At 73.5% G+C, this 14,829-nt stretch carries 15 protein-coding genes and 7 pseudogenes; 14 read left to right on the top strand and 8 right to left on the bottom strand.

The genetic code is table 11. The annotated features are described in order from the left end of the window. Positions 1 to 96 precede the first annotated feature (96 nt). Entirely contained in the window at positions 97 to 906 is an 810-nt protein-coding gene (locus RNL97_RS19280) for a VOC family protein (RefSeq protein ID WP_313750987.1), read from the bottom strand. A 383-nt stretch (positions 907 to 1,289) separates the two neighbouring features. On the opposite strand from RNL97_RS19280, the gene RNL97_RS19275 reads away from it, so the two are divergent. Next, positions 1,290 to 1,937 (top strand): TetR family transcriptional regulator, encoded by a 648-nt coding sequence (locus RNL97_RS19275; protein ID WP_006126763.1) that lies wholly within the window; start codon positions 1,290 to 1,292, stop codon positions 1,935 to 1,937. A 119-nt stretch (positions 1,938 to 2,056) separates the two neighbouring features. Here the strand turns inward: RNL97_RS19275 and RNL97_RS19270 are convergent, their stop codons facing one another. Both RNL97_RS19270 and RNL97_RS19265 read right to left on the bottom strand, forming a co-directional pair. Next, positions 2,057 to 2,539, bottom strand: a complete 483-nt coding sequence (locus RNL97_RS19270) for a nitroreductase family deazaflavin-dependent oxidoreductase (RefSeq protein ID WP_313750986.1) — start codon at positions 2,537 to 2,539, stop codon at positions 2,057 to 2,059. Further along, positions 2,536 to 2,738: pseudogene (locus tag RNL97_RS19265) on the bottom strand (acyl-CoA dehydrogenase family protein); the annotation flags it as partial. The gene RNL97_RS19270 and the pseudogene RNL97_RS19265, both read right to left, overlap by 4 nt. Before the next feature lie 14 nt (positions 2,739 to 2,752). Here RNL97_RS19265 and RNL97_RS19260 point away from each other — a divergent pair. From RNL97_RS19260 to pspAB, 5 genes and pseudogenes are all read left to right on the top strand, one after another. Then, positions 2,753 to 2,995 (top strand): annotated as a pseudogene (locus RNL97_RS19260) (acyl-CoA dehydrogenase family protein); the annotation flags it as partial. A 1-nt stretch (position 2,996) separates the two neighbouring features. Further along, positions 2,997 to 3,194: pseudogene (locus tag RNL97_RS19255) on the top strand (thiolase C-terminal domain-containing protein); the annotation flags it as partial. Between the two features lie 67 nt (positions 3,195 to 3,261). Then, on the top strand, positions 3,262 to 3,945 hold the full coding sequence (locus tag RNL97_RS19250; RefSeq protein WP_030578451.1) for a pyridoxine/pyridoxamine 5'-phosphate oxidase: 684 nt from the start codon (positions 3,262 to 3,264) through the stop codon (positions 3,943 to 3,945). Positions 3,946 to 4,024: 79 nt separating this feature from the next. Beyond that, positions 4,025 to 4,933 carry a zinc metalloprotease HtpX gene (gene htpX / locus RNL97_RS19245; protein WP_030578453.1) on the top strand — a complete coding sequence of 303 codons (909 nt, stop codon included), beginning with the start codon at positions 4,025 to 4,027 and terminating at the stop codon, positions 4,931 to 4,933. 28 nt (positions 4,934 to 4,961) lie between these two features. Beyond that, positions 4,962 to 5,546 (top strand): PspA-associated protein PspAB, encoded by a 585-nt coding sequence (pspAB, locus tag RNL97_RS19240; RefSeq protein WP_243314746.1) that lies wholly within the window; start codon positions 4,962 to 4,964, stop codon positions 5,544 to 5,546. A 25-nt stretch (positions 5,547 to 5,571) separates the two neighbouring features. Here the strand turns inward: pspAB and RNL97_RS19235 are convergent, their stop codons facing one another. Both RNL97_RS19235 and RNL97_RS19230 read right to left on the bottom strand, forming a co-directional pair. Next, entirely contained in the window at positions 5,572 to 5,997 is a 426-nt protein-coding gene (locus tag RNL97_RS19235; protein ID WP_313750985.1) for a Zn-ribbon domain-containing OB-fold protein, read from the bottom strand. Then, positions 5,997 to 6,074, bottom strand: a pseudogene (locus tag RNL97_RS19230) (DoxX family protein); the annotation flags it as partial. The gene RNL97_RS19235 and the pseudogene RNL97_RS19230, both read right to left, overlap by 1 nt. Positions 6,075 to 6,264: 190 nt before the next feature. Between RNL97_RS19230 and RNL97_RS19225 the strand changes: the two are divergent. From RNL97_RS19225 to RNL97_RS19210, 4 genes are all read left to right on the top strand, one after another. Beyond that, complete coding sequence (locus RNL97_RS19225; protein ID WP_313750984.1) at positions 6,265 to 7,464, top strand: flavin-containing monooxygenase; 1,200 nt, start codon at positions 6,265 to 6,267, stop codon at positions 7,462 to 7,464. A gap of 99 nt (positions 7,465 to 7,563) precedes the next feature. Further along, complete coding sequence (locus RNL97_RS19220; protein ID WP_030578465.1) at positions 7,564 to 8,061, top strand: hypothetical protein; 498 nt, start codon at positions 7,564 to 7,566, stop codon at positions 8,059 to 8,061. Beyond that, positions 8,061 to 8,408 (top strand): VOC family protein, encoded by a 348-nt coding sequence (locus RNL97_RS19215; RefSeq protein ID WP_030578468.1) that lies wholly within the window; start codon positions 8,061 to 8,063, stop codon positions 8,406 to 8,408. Before RNL97_RS19220 ends, RNL97_RS19215 begins: the two co-directional genes overlap by 1 nt. Positions 8,409 to 8,488: 80 nt before the next feature. After that, positions 8,489 to 9,448: an AraC family transcriptional regulator gene (locus RNL97_RS19210; protein ID WP_030578471.1), complete on the top strand. Its 960-nt coding sequence runs from the start codon at positions 8,489 to 8,491 to the stop codon at positions 9,446 to 9,448. A 95-nt stretch (positions 9,449 to 9,543) separates the two neighbouring features. Here the strand turns inward: RNL97_RS19210 and RNL97_RS19205 are convergent, their stop codons facing one another. Continuing rightward, the gene (locus RNL97_RS19205) at positions 9,544 to 10,422 is read right to left on the bottom strand and encodes an NAD(P)H-binding protein (RefSeq protein ID WP_050499953.1); all 879 of its coding nucleotides are present in this window, start codon (positions 10,420 to 10,422) and stop codon (positions 9,544 to 9,546) included. 174 nt (positions 10,423 to 10,596) lie between these two features. Here RNL97_RS19205 and RNL97_RS19200 point away from each other — a divergent pair. Next, positions 10,597 to 10,776: pseudogene (locus RNL97_RS19200) on the top strand (flavin reductase family protein); the annotation flags it as partial. Here RNL97_RS19200 and RNL97_RS19195 read toward each other — a convergent pair. Next, on the bottom strand, positions 10,766 to 12,082 hold the full coding sequence (locus tag RNL97_RS19195; RefSeq protein ID WP_313750982.1) for an MFS transporter: 1,317 nt from the start codon (positions 12,080 to 12,082) through the stop codon (positions 10,766 to 10,768). The pseudogene RNL97_RS19200 and the gene RNL97_RS19195 sit on opposite strands and share 11 nt — an antisense overlap. 179 nt (positions 12,083 to 12,261) lie before the next feature. Here RNL97_RS19195 and RNL97_RS19190 point away from each other — a divergent pair, with 179 nt between their 5' ends. Then, positions 12,262 to 12,645 (top strand): hypothetical protein, encoded by a 384-nt coding sequence (locus RNL97_RS19190; RefSeq protein WP_030578482.1) that lies wholly within the window; start codon positions 12,262 to 12,264, stop codon positions 12,643 to 12,645. Between the two features lie 212 nt (positions 12,646 to 12,857). Beyond that, positions 12,858 to 13,850, top strand: a complete 993-nt coding sequence (locus tag RNL97_RS19185) for a GlxA family transcriptional regulator (protein WP_030578485.1) — start codon at positions 12,858 to 12,860, stop codon at positions 13,848 to 13,850. Positions 13,851 to 13,882: 32 nt separating this feature from the next. Here the strand turns inward: RNL97_RS19185 and RNL97_RS19180 are convergent. Next, positions 13,883 to 14,569: pseudogene (locus RNL97_RS19180) on the bottom strand (zinc-binding dehydrogenase); the annotation flags it as partial. On the opposite strand from RNL97_RS19180, the pseudogene RNL97_RS19175 reads away from it, so the two are divergent. Further along, a pseudogene (locus RNL97_RS19175) lies at positions 14,488 to 14,798 on the top strand (cyclase family protein); the annotation flags it as partial. The pseudogenes RNL97_RS19180 and RNL97_RS19175 overlap by 82 nt on opposite strands. Between the last annotated feature and the right edge of the window lie 31 nt (positions 14,799 to 14,829).

The following is a 14,829-nucleotide window of genomic DNA, read 5'->3' as shown; positions in this document are numbered from 1 at the left end:
TCCTGGCTCGGGCCCCGGTTGCGAACCCGGGGGCGGATCGGGGTGTCCCATGTCACTTCATCCCGTATCCGTCCACACCGGGTTCACCCGCACCGGTCAGGGAAGCAGCTCGCTGGGCTGCAGTACGGCGAAGGCGGCCCCCTGGTCGTCGTGGAGCACGGCCATCCGCCCGTAGGGGATGTCGAAGGGCGGCTGGGCGACCCGGCCGCCGAGCTGTACGGCGAGTTCGGCGGCGGCGTCGCAGTCGGCGACGGCGAAGTAGATGAGGAAGTAGCTCGGCATCTCGGCCGGGAACGCGTCCGTGATGACGCTGCGGCCGCCGACGGCGGTGTCCGGGCCCGGTTCGGCGCCCTCGGGGGACCACATCCGGAAGTCGACGAGGGCTTCGGTGTCGTCGGAGACATCGCGGCCCGCCTCGTCCAGGTCGGTGCCGTGGAAACCGAAGACCTTCTCGTAGAAGGGGTCCACCCGGTCCGGCTGCCGGGTGTAGACCTCGGTCCAGCAGAAGGAGCCGGGGTCGTTCTGCTTCTCGAAGCCCGCGCGCTCCTCCGGCTGCCAGAGCCCGAAGACCGCGCCCCCGGGGTCGGCCGCCTCCGCCACGATCCCGGCGCGCCCCGCCCTTACGGGGTCGGTGATGATCTGGCCGCCGTGCTCGCGGATCGAGGCGACGATGGCCCGGATGTCGTCGGTGGAGAAGTAGACGCCCCAGGCCGTGGGCATCCGGCCGTCCTTCTTGGCGGCGAGCGCGGCGACCAGGCGGCCGTCGCTGAGCGCGTCGGCGAAGGGCATGCCGTCGCCCGCCCGGAAGGTCCAGCCGAAGAGCCCGCCGTAGAAGCGCTTGCCCGCTTCGAGGTCGGAGAGCTGCACGTCCGCCCAGCACGGCGCGGAATGCGCGAATGCGGCCATGGGACCGGGTCCTTCCTTAGCAGTGACGCCGACAGTGACACCGTGACGTCGTGACGCCCGTCACAGTCAACGTAACCTCGCCCCTGCACCCGCGCGCTCCGACGCCTGGCAGATGCACCTATGGGGAACATCTGCCCGATTGATGAAGAGGTCGCCCAGCACGTGGACGAAAGTTGTCCACCGAAGTTATCCACAGGCTGTTGATAACATTTACCGTCCGTAGCATCCCCAGCGCCACCGCCCTCGCTTGCGGCTTCATCACCCTCGCGCGCCGCGGCCGAAAACTGCCCCTCCGCGCCCCCGCGCGCCCCGCCGATCCTGCGCCGTTCCCCATTTGCAGTCGGCCGAATCGCGCTCCCATCACCCCTCGGTAAGCTGACGGCATGACAGGACAAGTACGCACCGTCGACGGCCGCGTGGCTGGTCGACGCGGTCAGGCGACGCGGCAGAAGCTGCTCGACTGCCTCAGCGAGATGCTCAGCTCCTCGCCGTACCGGGACGTCAAAGTCATCGACGTCGCCCGGAAGGCCGGGACTTCACCCGCGACTTTCTACCAGTACTTCCCCGACGTTGAGGGCGCCGTCCTCGAAATCGCCGAGGAAGTCGCCAAGGAGGGTGCCGGACTCACCGAACTGGTCGCCGGACGCTCCTGGGTCGGCAAGGCCGGCTGGACCACCTCCGAGCAACTCGTCGAAGGATTCCTCGACTTCTGGCGGCACAACGACGCCATCCTCCGGGTGATCGACCTCGGCGCGGCCGAGGGGGACAAACGGTTCTACAAGATCCGGATGAAGATCCTGAACTCGGTCACCAACTCCCTCACGGATTCGGTGAAGGAGCTCCAGAGCAAGGGCAAGGTCGACAAGGACGTCAGCCCGGCGGCGATGGCCGGCTCCCTGGTGGCGATGCTGGCGGCGGTCGCCTCACACCAGAAGGGCTTCACCACCTGGGGTGTGAAGCAGGCCGAACTGCGCCCTAACCTGGCGCTGTTGGTCCACCTCGGCATCACCGGCAAGAAGCCGACGAAGTAGCCCCCCCCCCGCCACGTCCTGTCTCACCGACGGCGGACCACCCACGCACCCCTGCGGGTGGTCCGCCGTCGGCGTCCCCGGACGCTCCCGGCCACCACCCCGGGCCGCCGCTCCTCCTGCTACCGCCTCTCCAGCCGGAACAGCCGGATCTGCCGCCCCACCCGTCGCTCGTACGCCGCGTACGGCGGCCAGAACGCGAGCGCGGCCTCCCACACCCGGGCCCGCTCCTCCCCCTCCAGCAGGGTCGCGCGTACGGGGATGTCCCGGCCGCGCCAGTTGACGACGGCCTCGCCGCCGCGGGCCAGCAGGTTCGCGGTCCAGGCCGGGTGACCCGTACGGCCGAAGTTGCTGCCGACCACGATCCAGGCGCCCTCCACCTCCCCCTCGGGCATGCAGGCCAGCGGGGCGGTCCTCGGCCGGCCCGTGCGCGCCCCCGGCACCGTGAGGACGAGCCCCGGCAGCATCCGGGCTGAGCAGCACCCTGCCCGGGTGAGCCGGTGCACGGTTTGGTCCAGCAGGGGAACCACATGCGGGGCGATCAGCGCGAAGGCCCGGGTCGCGGAGACCTGCTGGACCAGCCGCGCACCCCGGGCGCGGGTCACCGGACGCCCGCCCCGCGCGGGACCCCCGAGGCGGCGGTGGCGGGCCCGAACAGCCCGGCCCGCCCGGCCGCGTGGTCGCGCAGCCGGTGGACCGGGCCGAAGAGCAGTTCGCCGCCCGCTTGAGGTAGCGGTGCGCCTCGTGCTCCCAGGTGAAGCCGATGCCGCCGTGCGACTCGACGGCCTCACCGGTGGTGGTCCTGCACCGATACCAGGCGCACGGCCACCGCGATCCTCGCCGCCGAGGCGGTCGGAACGGCGGCGAGCGCTTTGGAGCGCACCGTGGAGTACGTGAAGGCCCGCGAACAGTTCGGCAGGACCGTCGGATCCTTCCAGGCGGTCAAGCACCGCCTCGCCGACCTGTACGTACGGGTCGAGGCGGCCCGCTCCGCCGCCTACCACGCCGCCCGGGACCCGGTGGCCGGGCCGCTCGCGCTCGCCCAGGCCCTGGAGGCGGCCGGACGGCGGCGGCCTGTCCGCCTGCCATCCCGGGATGCGCGGGCTGTTTCTGCTGGTGGAGGCGGTACGGCAGTTGCGCGGCGAGGCGGGACCGCGGCAGGTGCACAGGGCCGGAGGCGGGTTGCCGGAGCTGGCGGTGGCGTCGGGGACGGGCGGCTGGTTCTGCTCGTCGGGGACGGTGGTGCTGGGACGGACGTGAGGGCCCGGCCCTCAGAGTCCGACGACGGTGACCACGCCCTCCAGGCCCCGTGGGGTCCAATGGCCCCATGACCGACGACACCTCCCAGCGCCCCTTCCGCGACCTTCTGCACGCCCAGCGTGTCTGGGACACCGAGCTGCCCGCCTTCGATCCGGATTCCGCCCCGCCCGCGCCCCTCGCTCTCTTCCACTCCTGGTTCGCCGAGGCCGTGGCGGCGGGGCAGCCCGAGCCGCACGCGATGGCGCTGGCCACGGCCGACGCCGAGGGCCTCCCCGACGTCCGCACGCTGCTCCTGCACGACGCCGACGAGCGGGGCTGGCACTTCGCCTCGCACGCCACCAGCGCCAAGGGCCACCAGCTCGCCGCCCGCCCGTACGCCGCGCTCGGCTTCTACTGGCCCGCGCAAGGTCGGCAGGTACGGGTCCGGGGCCCCGTCGTCCGCTGCACCCCGGCCGAGAGCCACGCCGACCTGCACGCCCGGTCCACCGGGGCGCTCGCCGCCGCGCTGACCGGGGCGCAGAGCGAGGTCGTCGGCTCGGTGGCGGAGCTGCACCGGACGGCGGACGCGGCCCGGGACCGGGCGGTGGAGGAGCCGGACACGGAGGCCCCGACCTGGACCCGGTACGTGGTCGAGCCGGCCGAGGTCGAGTTCTTCCAGGGCGACGCCCGGCGACGCCACATCCGGCTGCGCTACCGCCGTACCGAGGGGGCCACGGGCGGCAACTGGACGCGTGCGTTGCTCTGGCCCTGACCGGTGCAGACAGCACGTTTATCCGGTTCTCACCCTAAAAGGGCACTATGGGAGACAGCTGAGCTGTAGGGAGGCATCGATGCCACGGGCCCGTTCGCGCTACGCCCCCGACCGGGGCCTGACCGGTCGCATGGTCACCACCATGTTCCTGATCGGTCTGCTCTACGTCGTCTTCGTGGGCGTGCTCCTCGCCGCCCTGCGGGGCTCCTGGCCGATCATCCTGATCATCACGGGCGGCATGTTCATAGCCCAGTTCTGGTTCAGCGACCGCATCGCCGCGTACGGCATGGGCGCCCGCGAGGTCACCCCCGAACAGGCCCCCGAGCTGCACGGCACCATCGACCGCATCTGCGCGCTGGCGGACATGCCGAAGCCCAGGGTGGCCATCGCCGACAGCGACGTACCCAATGCGTTCGCCACCGGCCGCAGCGAGAAGACGGCCCTGGTCTGCGCGACGACGGGCCTGCTGCGCAGGCTGGAGCCGGAGGAGCTGGAGGGGGTCCTCGCCCACGAGATGTCGCATGTCGCGCACCGGGACGTGGCCGTCATGACCATCGCCTCGTTCCTGGGCGTCCTGGCGGGCGTCATCACCCGGATCGCCCTGTGGGGCGGCTTCGCGCGCAGCCGCCCCGGCAACGACCCGGCGGGCATCCTGCTTCTGCTGATCCCGCTGATCAGCGCCGTCGTGTACGCGATCAGCTTCCTGCTGACCCGGCTGCTCTCCCGCTACCGCGAACTCTCCGCCGACCGGGCCGCCGCCCTGCTCACCGGCCGCCCCTCCGCGCTCGCCTCCGCCCTGACGAAGGTCAGCGGGCAGATGGCCCGCATTCCGACGGAGGACCTGCGGAAGGCGGAGCCGTACAACGCGTTCTACTTCATGCCCGCGTTCTCCGCGAAGGAGAGCATGGGCCGGCTGTTCTCCTCGCACCCGACGCTGGAACAGCGCCTGGACCAGCTGTCCCGGATCTCCACCGACCTGTCCCGCTGAACCATCGAGCGTGGAAGGAGTTGTGCCCGTGGGCCTGCTCGACGCGATCCTCGGCCGGAGCAAACCGGTCCGTCCCGACCTCGACCGGCTCTTCGCCGTCCCCTCCGCCGCCCTCACCCTCCAGGCCGCCACCGGCTTCACCCCGACCGGCCGGGGCTCGGTCTGCTTCGCCGGGGTGGAGGGCGGCGGCTTCGCCCGGCTCCAGGAGGACGTACGCGAACTGCTGGACGCGGACACGGAACGCGGAGGCGTCCCGGTGGAGTTCAGCCGGGACGCGTACGGCTACACCTGGCTGCTGGCCACCCACCCGGCCGACGACACGGCGGGCCTGGTCAACGACCTGCACGCGGTCAACACGATGCTCCAGGACGGCGGCTTCGGCCCGCATCTGCTGTGTTCCCTGATCGGATTCCGGAACACGGAGGGGCGTGCGCTGGCTCTCGTCTACCTCTACAAGCGCGGCACGTTCTACCCGTTCGCCCCGCTGCCCGGCACCGCCGAGAAGCGGGACAACCAACTGGAGCTCCAGGTGCGGGGCGCCCTCGGCGACGACCTCCGGGTGGAGAAGGACCTGTCCCGGTGGTTCCCGGTGTGGGGCGCGCCGGGGCTGTGACCAGCCTTCCACAGAAGCGCGCCGCTCAGCCGCGGGGCCGGAACACCGGTACGGCATCTTCCCCCGCCGTGCGGAACGCGACGGCCAGCCGCATCCCGATCCGCAGGGCCTCGTGCGCGCACTCCACGATCTCCGTCATCATCCGGGGCCCCTCGGCGAGGTCGACGACGGCCGCCGCGTACGGGACGCGGGAGCCGAAGGGCGGCAGGTCGTTGCGGTGGACGACGGACCAGGTGCAGAGCGTCGCCTCCCCGCTCGCCGGCTCCCGCCCCGCGTCCTGGCTCCAGCAGTACGGGCAGAACTCGCGCGGGTAGTGATGCGCCCGGCCGCATCCGGCGCAGCGGCGGATGAGCAGCCGCCCCTCCGCCGCCGCGTCCCAGTACGGGCGGGTGAAGGCGTCCGGCTCCGGCAGGTCGAAGCGCGGGGCCGCGGCCGCACGTTCGGCGCTCACAGGAACAGCCCCAGGGCCAGTTCGGCATGGACGACGACGTACGCGATCAGCCTCGGGCGGGGCTCGACGACCCGGCGGCGGATGCGGGCCGCGCCGCGCAAGGGGCGCGCACCCGCCCCCGTACGGGCCGGAGGGGGCGGCCCTCTCCGGCCGACGGGACCCAGACCCCCTGGGCAGCCACCGCATCCGAACACCCGTGATCAATTCGCAATCGATTTCCCTCTTGACCGAGACCCATCAACAGAGCGGACGATTACGCTCCGAACCATGCCCAACAGCCCGTCCTCCGCAGTCAGTCCCGACGCCGCCGCCCTCACCGACCGTACGGAGGACCGGCCCGTCTACGTCATCGGCGGCGGCCCCGGAGGCCTCGCCGCCGCGGCCGCGCTGCGTGCCCGGGGCGTACGGGCGGTCGTCCTGGAGAAGTCGGACCGGGTCGGGGCGTCCTGGCGCGGCCACTACGACCGGCTGCACCTGCACACCACCCGCCGCTGGTCGGCCCTGCCGGGGCTGAAGATGCCGCGGAGGTTCGGGCGGTGGGTGGGCCGGGACGACGTGGTGCGGTACCTGGAGAAGTACACCGAGCACCATGAGCTGGAGGTGGTGACGGGCGTCGAGGTGACCAGGGTCGACCCCGCCCCCGACGGCTCCGGCGACTGGCAGCTCACCGCGACGGGCGGGCGGGTCCTGCGGGGCCGCGCGGTCGTCGTCGCCACCGGCTTCAACCACACCCCGCGCATACCGGAGTGGCCGGGCCGCGACACGTTCACGGGCGAGCTGCTGCACGCGGCGGCGTACCGGAACCCGGCCCCGTACGCCGACAAGGACGTCCTGGTCGTCGGCATCGGCAACACGGGCGCGGAGATCGCGGCGGACCTGGCCGCTGGCGGCGCGTCCGCCGTGCGCATCGCGGTCCGTACGGCCCCGCACATCGTCCGCCGCTCCACCGCCGGCTGGCCGGCCCAGGCCACGGCCATCCTGGTCCGCCGCCTGCCGGTGCGCCTCGTCGACCGCGCCGGGAGCGTGCTGGCGAAGATCGCCGTGCCCGACCTGACCGCCCAGGGCCTCCCGCGCCCCACCACCGGCCTCTACTCCCGGGTCCGCGAAGGAGCCATTCCGGTCCAGGACGTCGGCCTGATCGACGCGGTGAAGACCGGCCGGGTGATCCCCGTGGCGACGGTCGCCTCCTTCGACAGGGACACGGTGGTCCTGGCCGACGGCACCCGGATCACCCCGGACGCCGTCATCGCCGCCACCGGCTACCACCGCGCCCTGGAGCCGCTGCTGGGCCACCTGGACGTGCTGGACGGACGGGGGCGCCCGGTGACCCACGGCGGCCGGTCCCCGAAGGGCGCCCCCGGGCTCTACTTCACCGGCTTCACCAACCCGATCAGCGGGATGCTGCGCGAAATGGCCCTGGACGCGGAGAAGATCGCCAAGAGGGTGGCCCGGCCGCCGCGCCGATGACGGACGATCGGACGGACCGGACGGCCGGGCCGGACGGACGGGGCCCGACCGGACCGGACCGCACGGGACTGTCAGTGCCGGTGGTCAGGGTCCGGAACCATGAGCGACATCCATGAGCTGACCGTGACGGTCGACCTGCGCGACGGGCTGTCGGAGCAGCAACTGGCCGAGCTGCGCTGGCACCTGGGGCTCGGCCCCTGGCCCGGGCGCCTCACCGTCGTGACCGACTTCCCGTGCGTGGTGGTCGACGACGACGGGGTCCCGCGGATCGAGAACGAGCCCCGCCCGCTGCTGGCCGGCGGCGGACCGGCACGGCGTACGACGGGCGCGCTCTGCTCGGCCCTGGTCGCCCGCGACGGGCTCCCCGGCGGCGGCTGGGCGCTGACCTCCCGCACCGAGATCCACCCGGACGAGGCGGAGGAGATCGGGGCGCTGCTCCGCTGGCTCGCCGAGCACGTGCACGACACCCGGCGGCAGGCGGACGGCACGGTCCGGCTGGGGCACTACCGTGCCTGCGAGGACCCGGCGCCGAGCCCCCTCGAAGTCCGCGACGGCCGGGTCGGCCTGGCGGAAACCCTTCTTCCGAGGAGTCGATGATGACCGTTCGCCGTGTCGTGCCCAACCTCCGGACGCAGGCGGTCGAGGAGAACCGGGACTTCTACGGTCTGCTCGGCTTCGAGGAGGTCATGAACCTCGGCTGGATCACGACCCTCGCCTCGCCGTCCCGCCCGCGGGAGCAGGTCAGCTTCATGGCCCACGACCTGACCGGCCCGGTCGTCCCCGACCTGAGCGTCGAGGTGGACGACGTGGACGCGGTGTACGCCGCCGTACGGGCCCGGGGCGCGGAGATCGTCCACCCGCTCCAGGCCGAGGAGTGGGGCGTGCGGAGGTTCTTCGTCCGGGACCCCGACGGCCGGGTGGTCAAGGTGCTCAGCCACCGCTGAGGGCCTGGCCCGGCTGACCACCGCCCGGCTGACGGAGACCCCCGCCCGGAACGGGGCCGCCTCTGCCTAGGCTGGGCGTCATGGACGTGTTCGACGAGCTGTTGCGGGGCGTGCGGGGCCGGGGTGCGGTGTTCGGCCGTTCGGTGCTGTGCGCACCCTGGTCGCTGCGGTTCACCGACGGGGCGTATCTGACGCTGTGCCTGCCGCTGCGGGGTGCGGGGTGGATCGTGCCGGAGGACGGTGAGCCGCTGCGGGTGGAGGTCGGCGAGGCCGCGATCGTGCGGGGGCCGGCCCCGTTCGTCTTCACCGACGATCCGGCGGACGGTACGGGGCCGGGGCGGGCCGGCGGCGTACGGGAGGTGCGCTGGGACCAGGTGCGGGACAGCGGCGCCGTATCGGCTGGTGCACCCGAATTCGACTGCGCCACCGTGCTGCTGGCCGCCGCCTACGACGTACAGGAGCAGCTTCCCCAGCGGCTCCTGCGGGCGCTGCCCCCGGCCCTCGTGGTGCCCGACGAGGAGGACTGCGCCCCGCTGCGCGACTACCTGGAGGTGCAGCTCGGCCGGGGCCGGCCGGGCGACCAGATCGTGCTCGACCGGCTGCTCGACTGGATGCTGGTGTGCACGCTGCGGGACTGGTTCGACCGGCCCGAGGCGAACCCGCCGGGGTGGTACGGGGCGCTCGGCGACGAGGTCGCGGGCCCGGCCCTGCGGGCGATGCACGAGGACCCGGCGCACCCCTGGACCACGGCGGAGCTGGCGAGCCGGGCGGGGGTGTCGCGGACGACCCTGGCGAAGCGGTTCACCGAACTCGTCGGGGACGGCCCGGTGGCGTATCTGACCGAGTGGCGGATGACGCTCGCCGCCGACCTGCTCGCCCACCCCGAGCTGACCGTGGCGGCCGTGGCCCGCCGGGTCGGCTACGCGGACGCGTTCGGGTTCAGCGCGGCGTTCAAGCGGGTGCGCGGCGAGAGCCCGACCGCGTTCCGGCGGGAGGCCCTGGCGTCCGGGCCGGTGGACGCGGCGGCGCCGGCGGGCTGAGCCGCGGCTGAGCGCGGGGGCGGGTCGGAGCCCTGCCCGGGGGCCCGGCCCCCGGGCGGTGCCGGGCCCCTCCGGAGTGAGCCCGGCCCCGGGCGTCAGCCCCAGACCCCGCGCGCCGCCGCGTCCCGGACGAAGTCGGCGAAGTCGCGCGGCTCCCGGCCGAGTGCCCGGCGTACGCCGTCCAGGACGGGTGCCTCGCGGCTCGTGGTGATCGGGACCAGCGCGTCGGTCCAGAGATCGGCCTCCCCGTCCGCGAAGCCCTGGGCGATGAGCCCGGCCCGGAAGGTGGAGGCGTCGACGGGGACGTACGCGGCGCGCTTCCCGGTCTCCTTGGCGATCTCGTCCAGGACGTCGGCGATGCCGAGCGCGCGGGGGCCGGAGAGTCCGTACTCCTCGCCCGCGTGGCCGTCCTCGGTGAGCGCGGCGACGGCCACGTCCGCGATGTCGTCGACGTCGATGAACGCGGCCCTCCCGTCCCCGGTGGGCAGGGCCAGTTCCCCGTCCCGTACGCCGTCGAGGAAGACGCCCTCGCTGAAGTTCTGGGCGAACCAGCCGGGCCGCAGGATCGTCCAGGCCACCCCGGAGGCGCGGACGGCCCGCTCCCCCTCGGCGTGCGGTCCGCCGTCCTCGTAGGCGGGGCCGAAGTAGCCGGGCACGTCCGTGCCCCGGGCCGAGAGCAGCACCAGCCGCCGCACCCCGCTCGCGACGGCCTGTTCGACGAAGGCGGGGGTCGGGGAGGGCGAGGCGTCGAGCGGGGTGATGTAGACGGCGGTGACGCCGTCCAGGGCGGCCTGCCAGGTGGCGGGGTCCGCCCAGTCGAACGGGGTCTCCCCGGACCGCGAGGCCGCCCGGGTCTCCACGCCCAGCTCACGGAGGCGGGCCACCACCCGGCGGCCGGTCTTGCCGGTGCCGCCGGTCACGAGTACGGGTCCCTGCACGGAGGTCGCTGCTGTGGTCGCGTCTGTCTGAGTCATGGCACCAGCCTCACGCGGCGGGGCGGTCCCCGCCCATGGCTCAGCGTCCGGGAGGGATGTCCGAGCGTCCGGCCGGCACCGGCACCGGGCACCAGGCCTCGGGCCGGGCCGTCGCCCTGGCCAAGCAGCGGGTGAACGCCTCGCTGGACGGCGACCGGACCACGGCGTTCGCGGCCGAGGCGGCGGTCACCGCTGCCGGACTCCGTGCCCGCCTGGATCGACTGCCGCATCCACACCGTCCACACCGGCGGCGACCACCTCATCGTGGTGGGCCGGGTGGAGGCCCTGGGCGCGCAGGAGGAGGGCGAGCCGCTGCTGTTCCACCGGGGCGCGTTCGGCCGCCTCAGCCGCTGACGACGGGTTCCTTCGGCGCCGGGACGCGGCGGATCACCAGCGACATCAGCGCCGCCATCGCGCACAGCGCCCCGGCCGCGTACCAGACCACGTCGTAGCTGCCGAACACGTCCCGCGCGACTCCGCCGAGGAACGCGACCACGGCAGCGCCCACCTGGTGCGAGGCCAGCACCCAGCCGAAGACGATCGCGCTGTCGTCGCCGTACTGCTCACGGCAGAGCGCCAGCGTCGGCGGGACGGTGGCGACCCAGTCGAGACCGTAGAACACGATGAAGAAGACCATCGGCGGCCGGACGTCGGGGGCCATGAGCATCGGCAGGAACAGGAGCGAGATCCCGCGCAGCGCGTAGTAGACGGCGAGCAGCCTGCGGGCGTCGAAGCGGTCGGTGAGCCAGCCGGAGAAGATCGTGCCGATGACGTCGAAGACCCCGATCACGGCGAGCAGCGAGGCCGCCACGGTGATGGGCATGTGGTGGTCGTGGGCGGAGGGCACGAAGTGGGTGCGGATCAGGCCGTTGGTGGAGGCCCCGCAGATCGCGAAGGCGCCCGCGAGCAGCCAGAACGGGCCGGTGCGGGCCGCGTCGACGAGCACACGCACCGCTCGGCGCGCGGCGCCCCGGGCGGGGGCGGGCTTCTCCACGTACGTACCGCCGTACGGGGCGAGGCCCACATCGGCCGGGTGGTCGCGCATCAGGAGCCAGACGAACGGGACGACGACGAGGGACGCCAGGCCCACGGTGACCGAGGCGGGCCGCCAGCCGTGTTCGTCGACGATCCAGGCACAGAGCGGGAGGAAGACGAGCTGCCCGGAGGCGCCCGCCGCGGTGAGGATGCCGGTGACCAGGCCCCGGCGGGCGACGAACCAGCGGTTGGTGACGGTCGCGGCGAACGCCATCGCCATGGACCCGGTGCCGAGGCCGACCAACAGGCCCCAGTAGATCATCAGTTGCCAGGACGCCGTCATCCAGACGCTGGCGATCGCCCCGGCCGCCACCATCGTGAGCGCGCTCGCCACGACCCGCCGGATGCCGAACCGGTCCATGAGCGCGGCGGCGAACGGTGCGGTCAGCCCGTACAGCGCCATGTCGATGGAGACCGCGAGCCCGATCTCCCCGCGCGACCAGCCGAATTCGCCGTGGAGCGGGCCGATGAGCAGGCCGGGCAGGGAGTTGAAGGCAGCGCCGCCGATGATCGTCACGAAGGTGACGGCGGCGACGAGCCACGCCCGGTGGACGCGGGGACGGCGGCGCGCCTCGCTGGGCGGACGCCGGTCGTCCGGGGTCGCGCTTTCGATGGTCTCGGTCACGTGGACCAGCTTCTTGGCCTGGGGATTTCCCCACGAGTGGCCTGAAGGAAATGGTTCGCAGGAATCGGGCCACGACGGCGTGGTCCGGGGTGGGCGGGCGCGGGCTCGGGCACTGCGTACGATCGCCGTCCGAGGGAGAGAGGCTGCCCGCCGGAAGCCTGCACGACACGAGGAGCGCCATGCACTGGGCCGTCCGCCAGGAGTTCGACCGCCGAGCCGGGGCCCGCGTGGCCTGGGGAGTGGGCCTGTCCGCCGTGGCAGCCGGGCTGCTGCTCTGGCTCGGCTACCTGCTGCTGGCTCCGTACACCGTCGCGTCCTCCCCCAGCCGCGACCTGGAGTGCGAGTCCCCGCTGGCGTACGGCGGTTCGCACACCAGCCCTTCCTTGTGCGCCGGGGAGCGCGACTGGCCCGAACTGGTCGGCATCCTGGCCCTGTCCGTCCCCACGGCCGTGGCGGGCGCGGCCCTCGTCGTCAGCGGAACCTCCCGGCGGCGCACCAGCGCCCACGTCTTCGCGATACTGGAGATGCGGGCGAGCGAGGAACGGGCCCGCGGCAAGAAGTGAGGGGCCGGGCCCGGGCCGGGCCGCCGTACTGCGCGCCGCCGGCTCCGCCGGGGCCGGGTCGAGGGCGGGTCCGGGGACGGGGACCTACGGCTGTCACGATCCGCGCCGGGAATGGACGCGGGCCCTGTCGGCTTCTCCATCACATCGCTAACCTGTCGCCTCTTGGTCTATACCAGCTACAGGCTCCGCCCGTGGTCTTCGAGGAGGCCGTCATGCCGCACCGCGTCGTCGTTCTGGCCCTCGACGGACTGCTCCCCTTCGAACTGGGCATCCCCCAGCGGATCTTCGGCCGCTCCCTCGGCACCGGGCCGGGCGGCACGGGCGGGAAGCTGTACGACGTGGTGACCTGCTCGGTCCGCCCGCCCGGCCCGGTCCGGACCGACGCGGACTTCGCCGTCCTCGTGGAGCACGGCCCGGAGGCGCTCGCCACCGCCGACACCGTGGTCGTCCCCGCCTCCTACGAGCTGGGCCCGGTCTTCGAGGAGGGCAGGCTCACCGATGAGCTGGCCGCCGCGCTCGCCCTGGTCCGGCCCGGCACCCGGATGGTCTCCATCTGCACCGGCAGCTACGTCCTGGCGGCGGCCGGATACCTCGACGGCCGGCCCGCCACCACGCACTGGTCGTCCGCCGATCACTTCCAGCGGACCTTCCCGCAGGTCCGTGTCGACCCGGACGTCCTGTTCATCGACGACGGCGACGTCCTCACCTCCGCCGGGGTCGCCGCCGGGATCGACCTCTGCCTGCACCTGGTGCGGCGCGACCACGGGGCCGCCGTCGCCAACGAGATCGCCCGCCGCACGGTGGTGCCCCCGCACCGGGACGGCGGGCAGGCCCAGTACATCCACCGCCCCCTCCCCGAACCGCAGTTCGCGACCACGACGGCCGCCCGGACCTGGGCGCTGGCCCGGCTGGAGCGGCCGATCCTGCTGCGGGACATGGCGGAGCAGGAGGCCATGAGCGTACGGACGTTCACGCGCCGCTTCCGCGAGGAGGTCGGGATCAGCCCCGGCCAGTGGCTCACCCAGCAACGGGTGGAGCGGGCCCGCCATCTGCTGGAGTCGACGGACCTGTCCATCGACCAGGTGGCCCGGGACGCGGGGTTCGGCACGGCGACCTCACTGCGCCAGCACCTCCAGGCGGCGCTGGGCGTGCCGCCGACGGTCTACCGGCGTACGTTCCGCTCCTCGGCGGGCGCCTCGCGCTGAGCCGGGCCCGGGGGTCAGCCCTTGCGCCCCGCCAGGCCGTCCAGCAGCAGACGGCCCTCCCGGTACAGGTCCGCGTACCGGGCGGTGTCGCGCTGCGGCCGTGAGGAGCCGTAGCGGCAGCCCAGGATCGACCTGTCCAGGTACATCGACGAGACCAGGAACGACGCCTCGGCGGTCGCCGCCGCCACGCCCAGCAGCACGGCCTGGCCATGGCGGTCCAGGAGGTCGATCGCCTGGCGGATCAGCTCGGTGCGGCCGACGCATTCGAAGGCGTGGTCGGCGCCGTCGGGCAGGACGGCGCGTACGCCGTCGGCCGAGGTGAGGAAGTGCGTGGCGCCGAACCGCCGGGCCACCGCCTCCTTCGCCGGGTTGCTGTCGACGGCGACGACGGTGCGCACACCGGCCGGCCGGGCCCCCTGGAGCACGTTGAGGCCGATGCCGCCGGTACCGATGACCACGACGCTGTCGCCGAGGCCGACCTTCGCCCGGTTCAGGACGGCCCCGACCCCGGTGAGCACCCCGCAGCCGATCAGGGCGGCCGAGGTGAGGGGCAGATCGGCCGGGATCTTCACGGCCTGGACGGCGCGGACCACCGTACGTTCCGCGAAGGCGGAGTTGGAGGCGAACCGGAACACCGGCTTCCCGCCCCGCGGGAACGGCCGCCCGGGCCATCGTGCTCGTACGGACCGGGCAGGTGCGCCTCGCGCCGGCCGGGCGCAGGGACGCGTACGGCCACCCGTCGCCGGGCCGGAGATCGCGGACCCGCGGCTGCCCGTGCACGCGCTGCACCTGGTCGAGATGGGGCTGCTCCAGGGCCAGAACTGGAACCTGGAGGCGCTGTCCACGGCCTGTGCGGAGGAGGGCCGGTACGCCTTCCTGCTCACCGCCGCGCCGGAGCCGTTCACCGGGGCCACCGGGGCGCCGGTCGCCCCGGTCGCGGTCCTGTAGCAGCGCGGGGCGACGAGCGGTTCAGGTCAGG

Source organism: Streptomyces parvus (assembly GCF_032121415.1).
GTDB lineage: Bacteria > Actinomycetota > Actinomycetes > Streptomycetales > Streptomycetaceae > Streptomyces > Streptomyces globisporus_A.
This window is presented reverse-complemented; position numbering and strand designations above follow the sequence as displayed.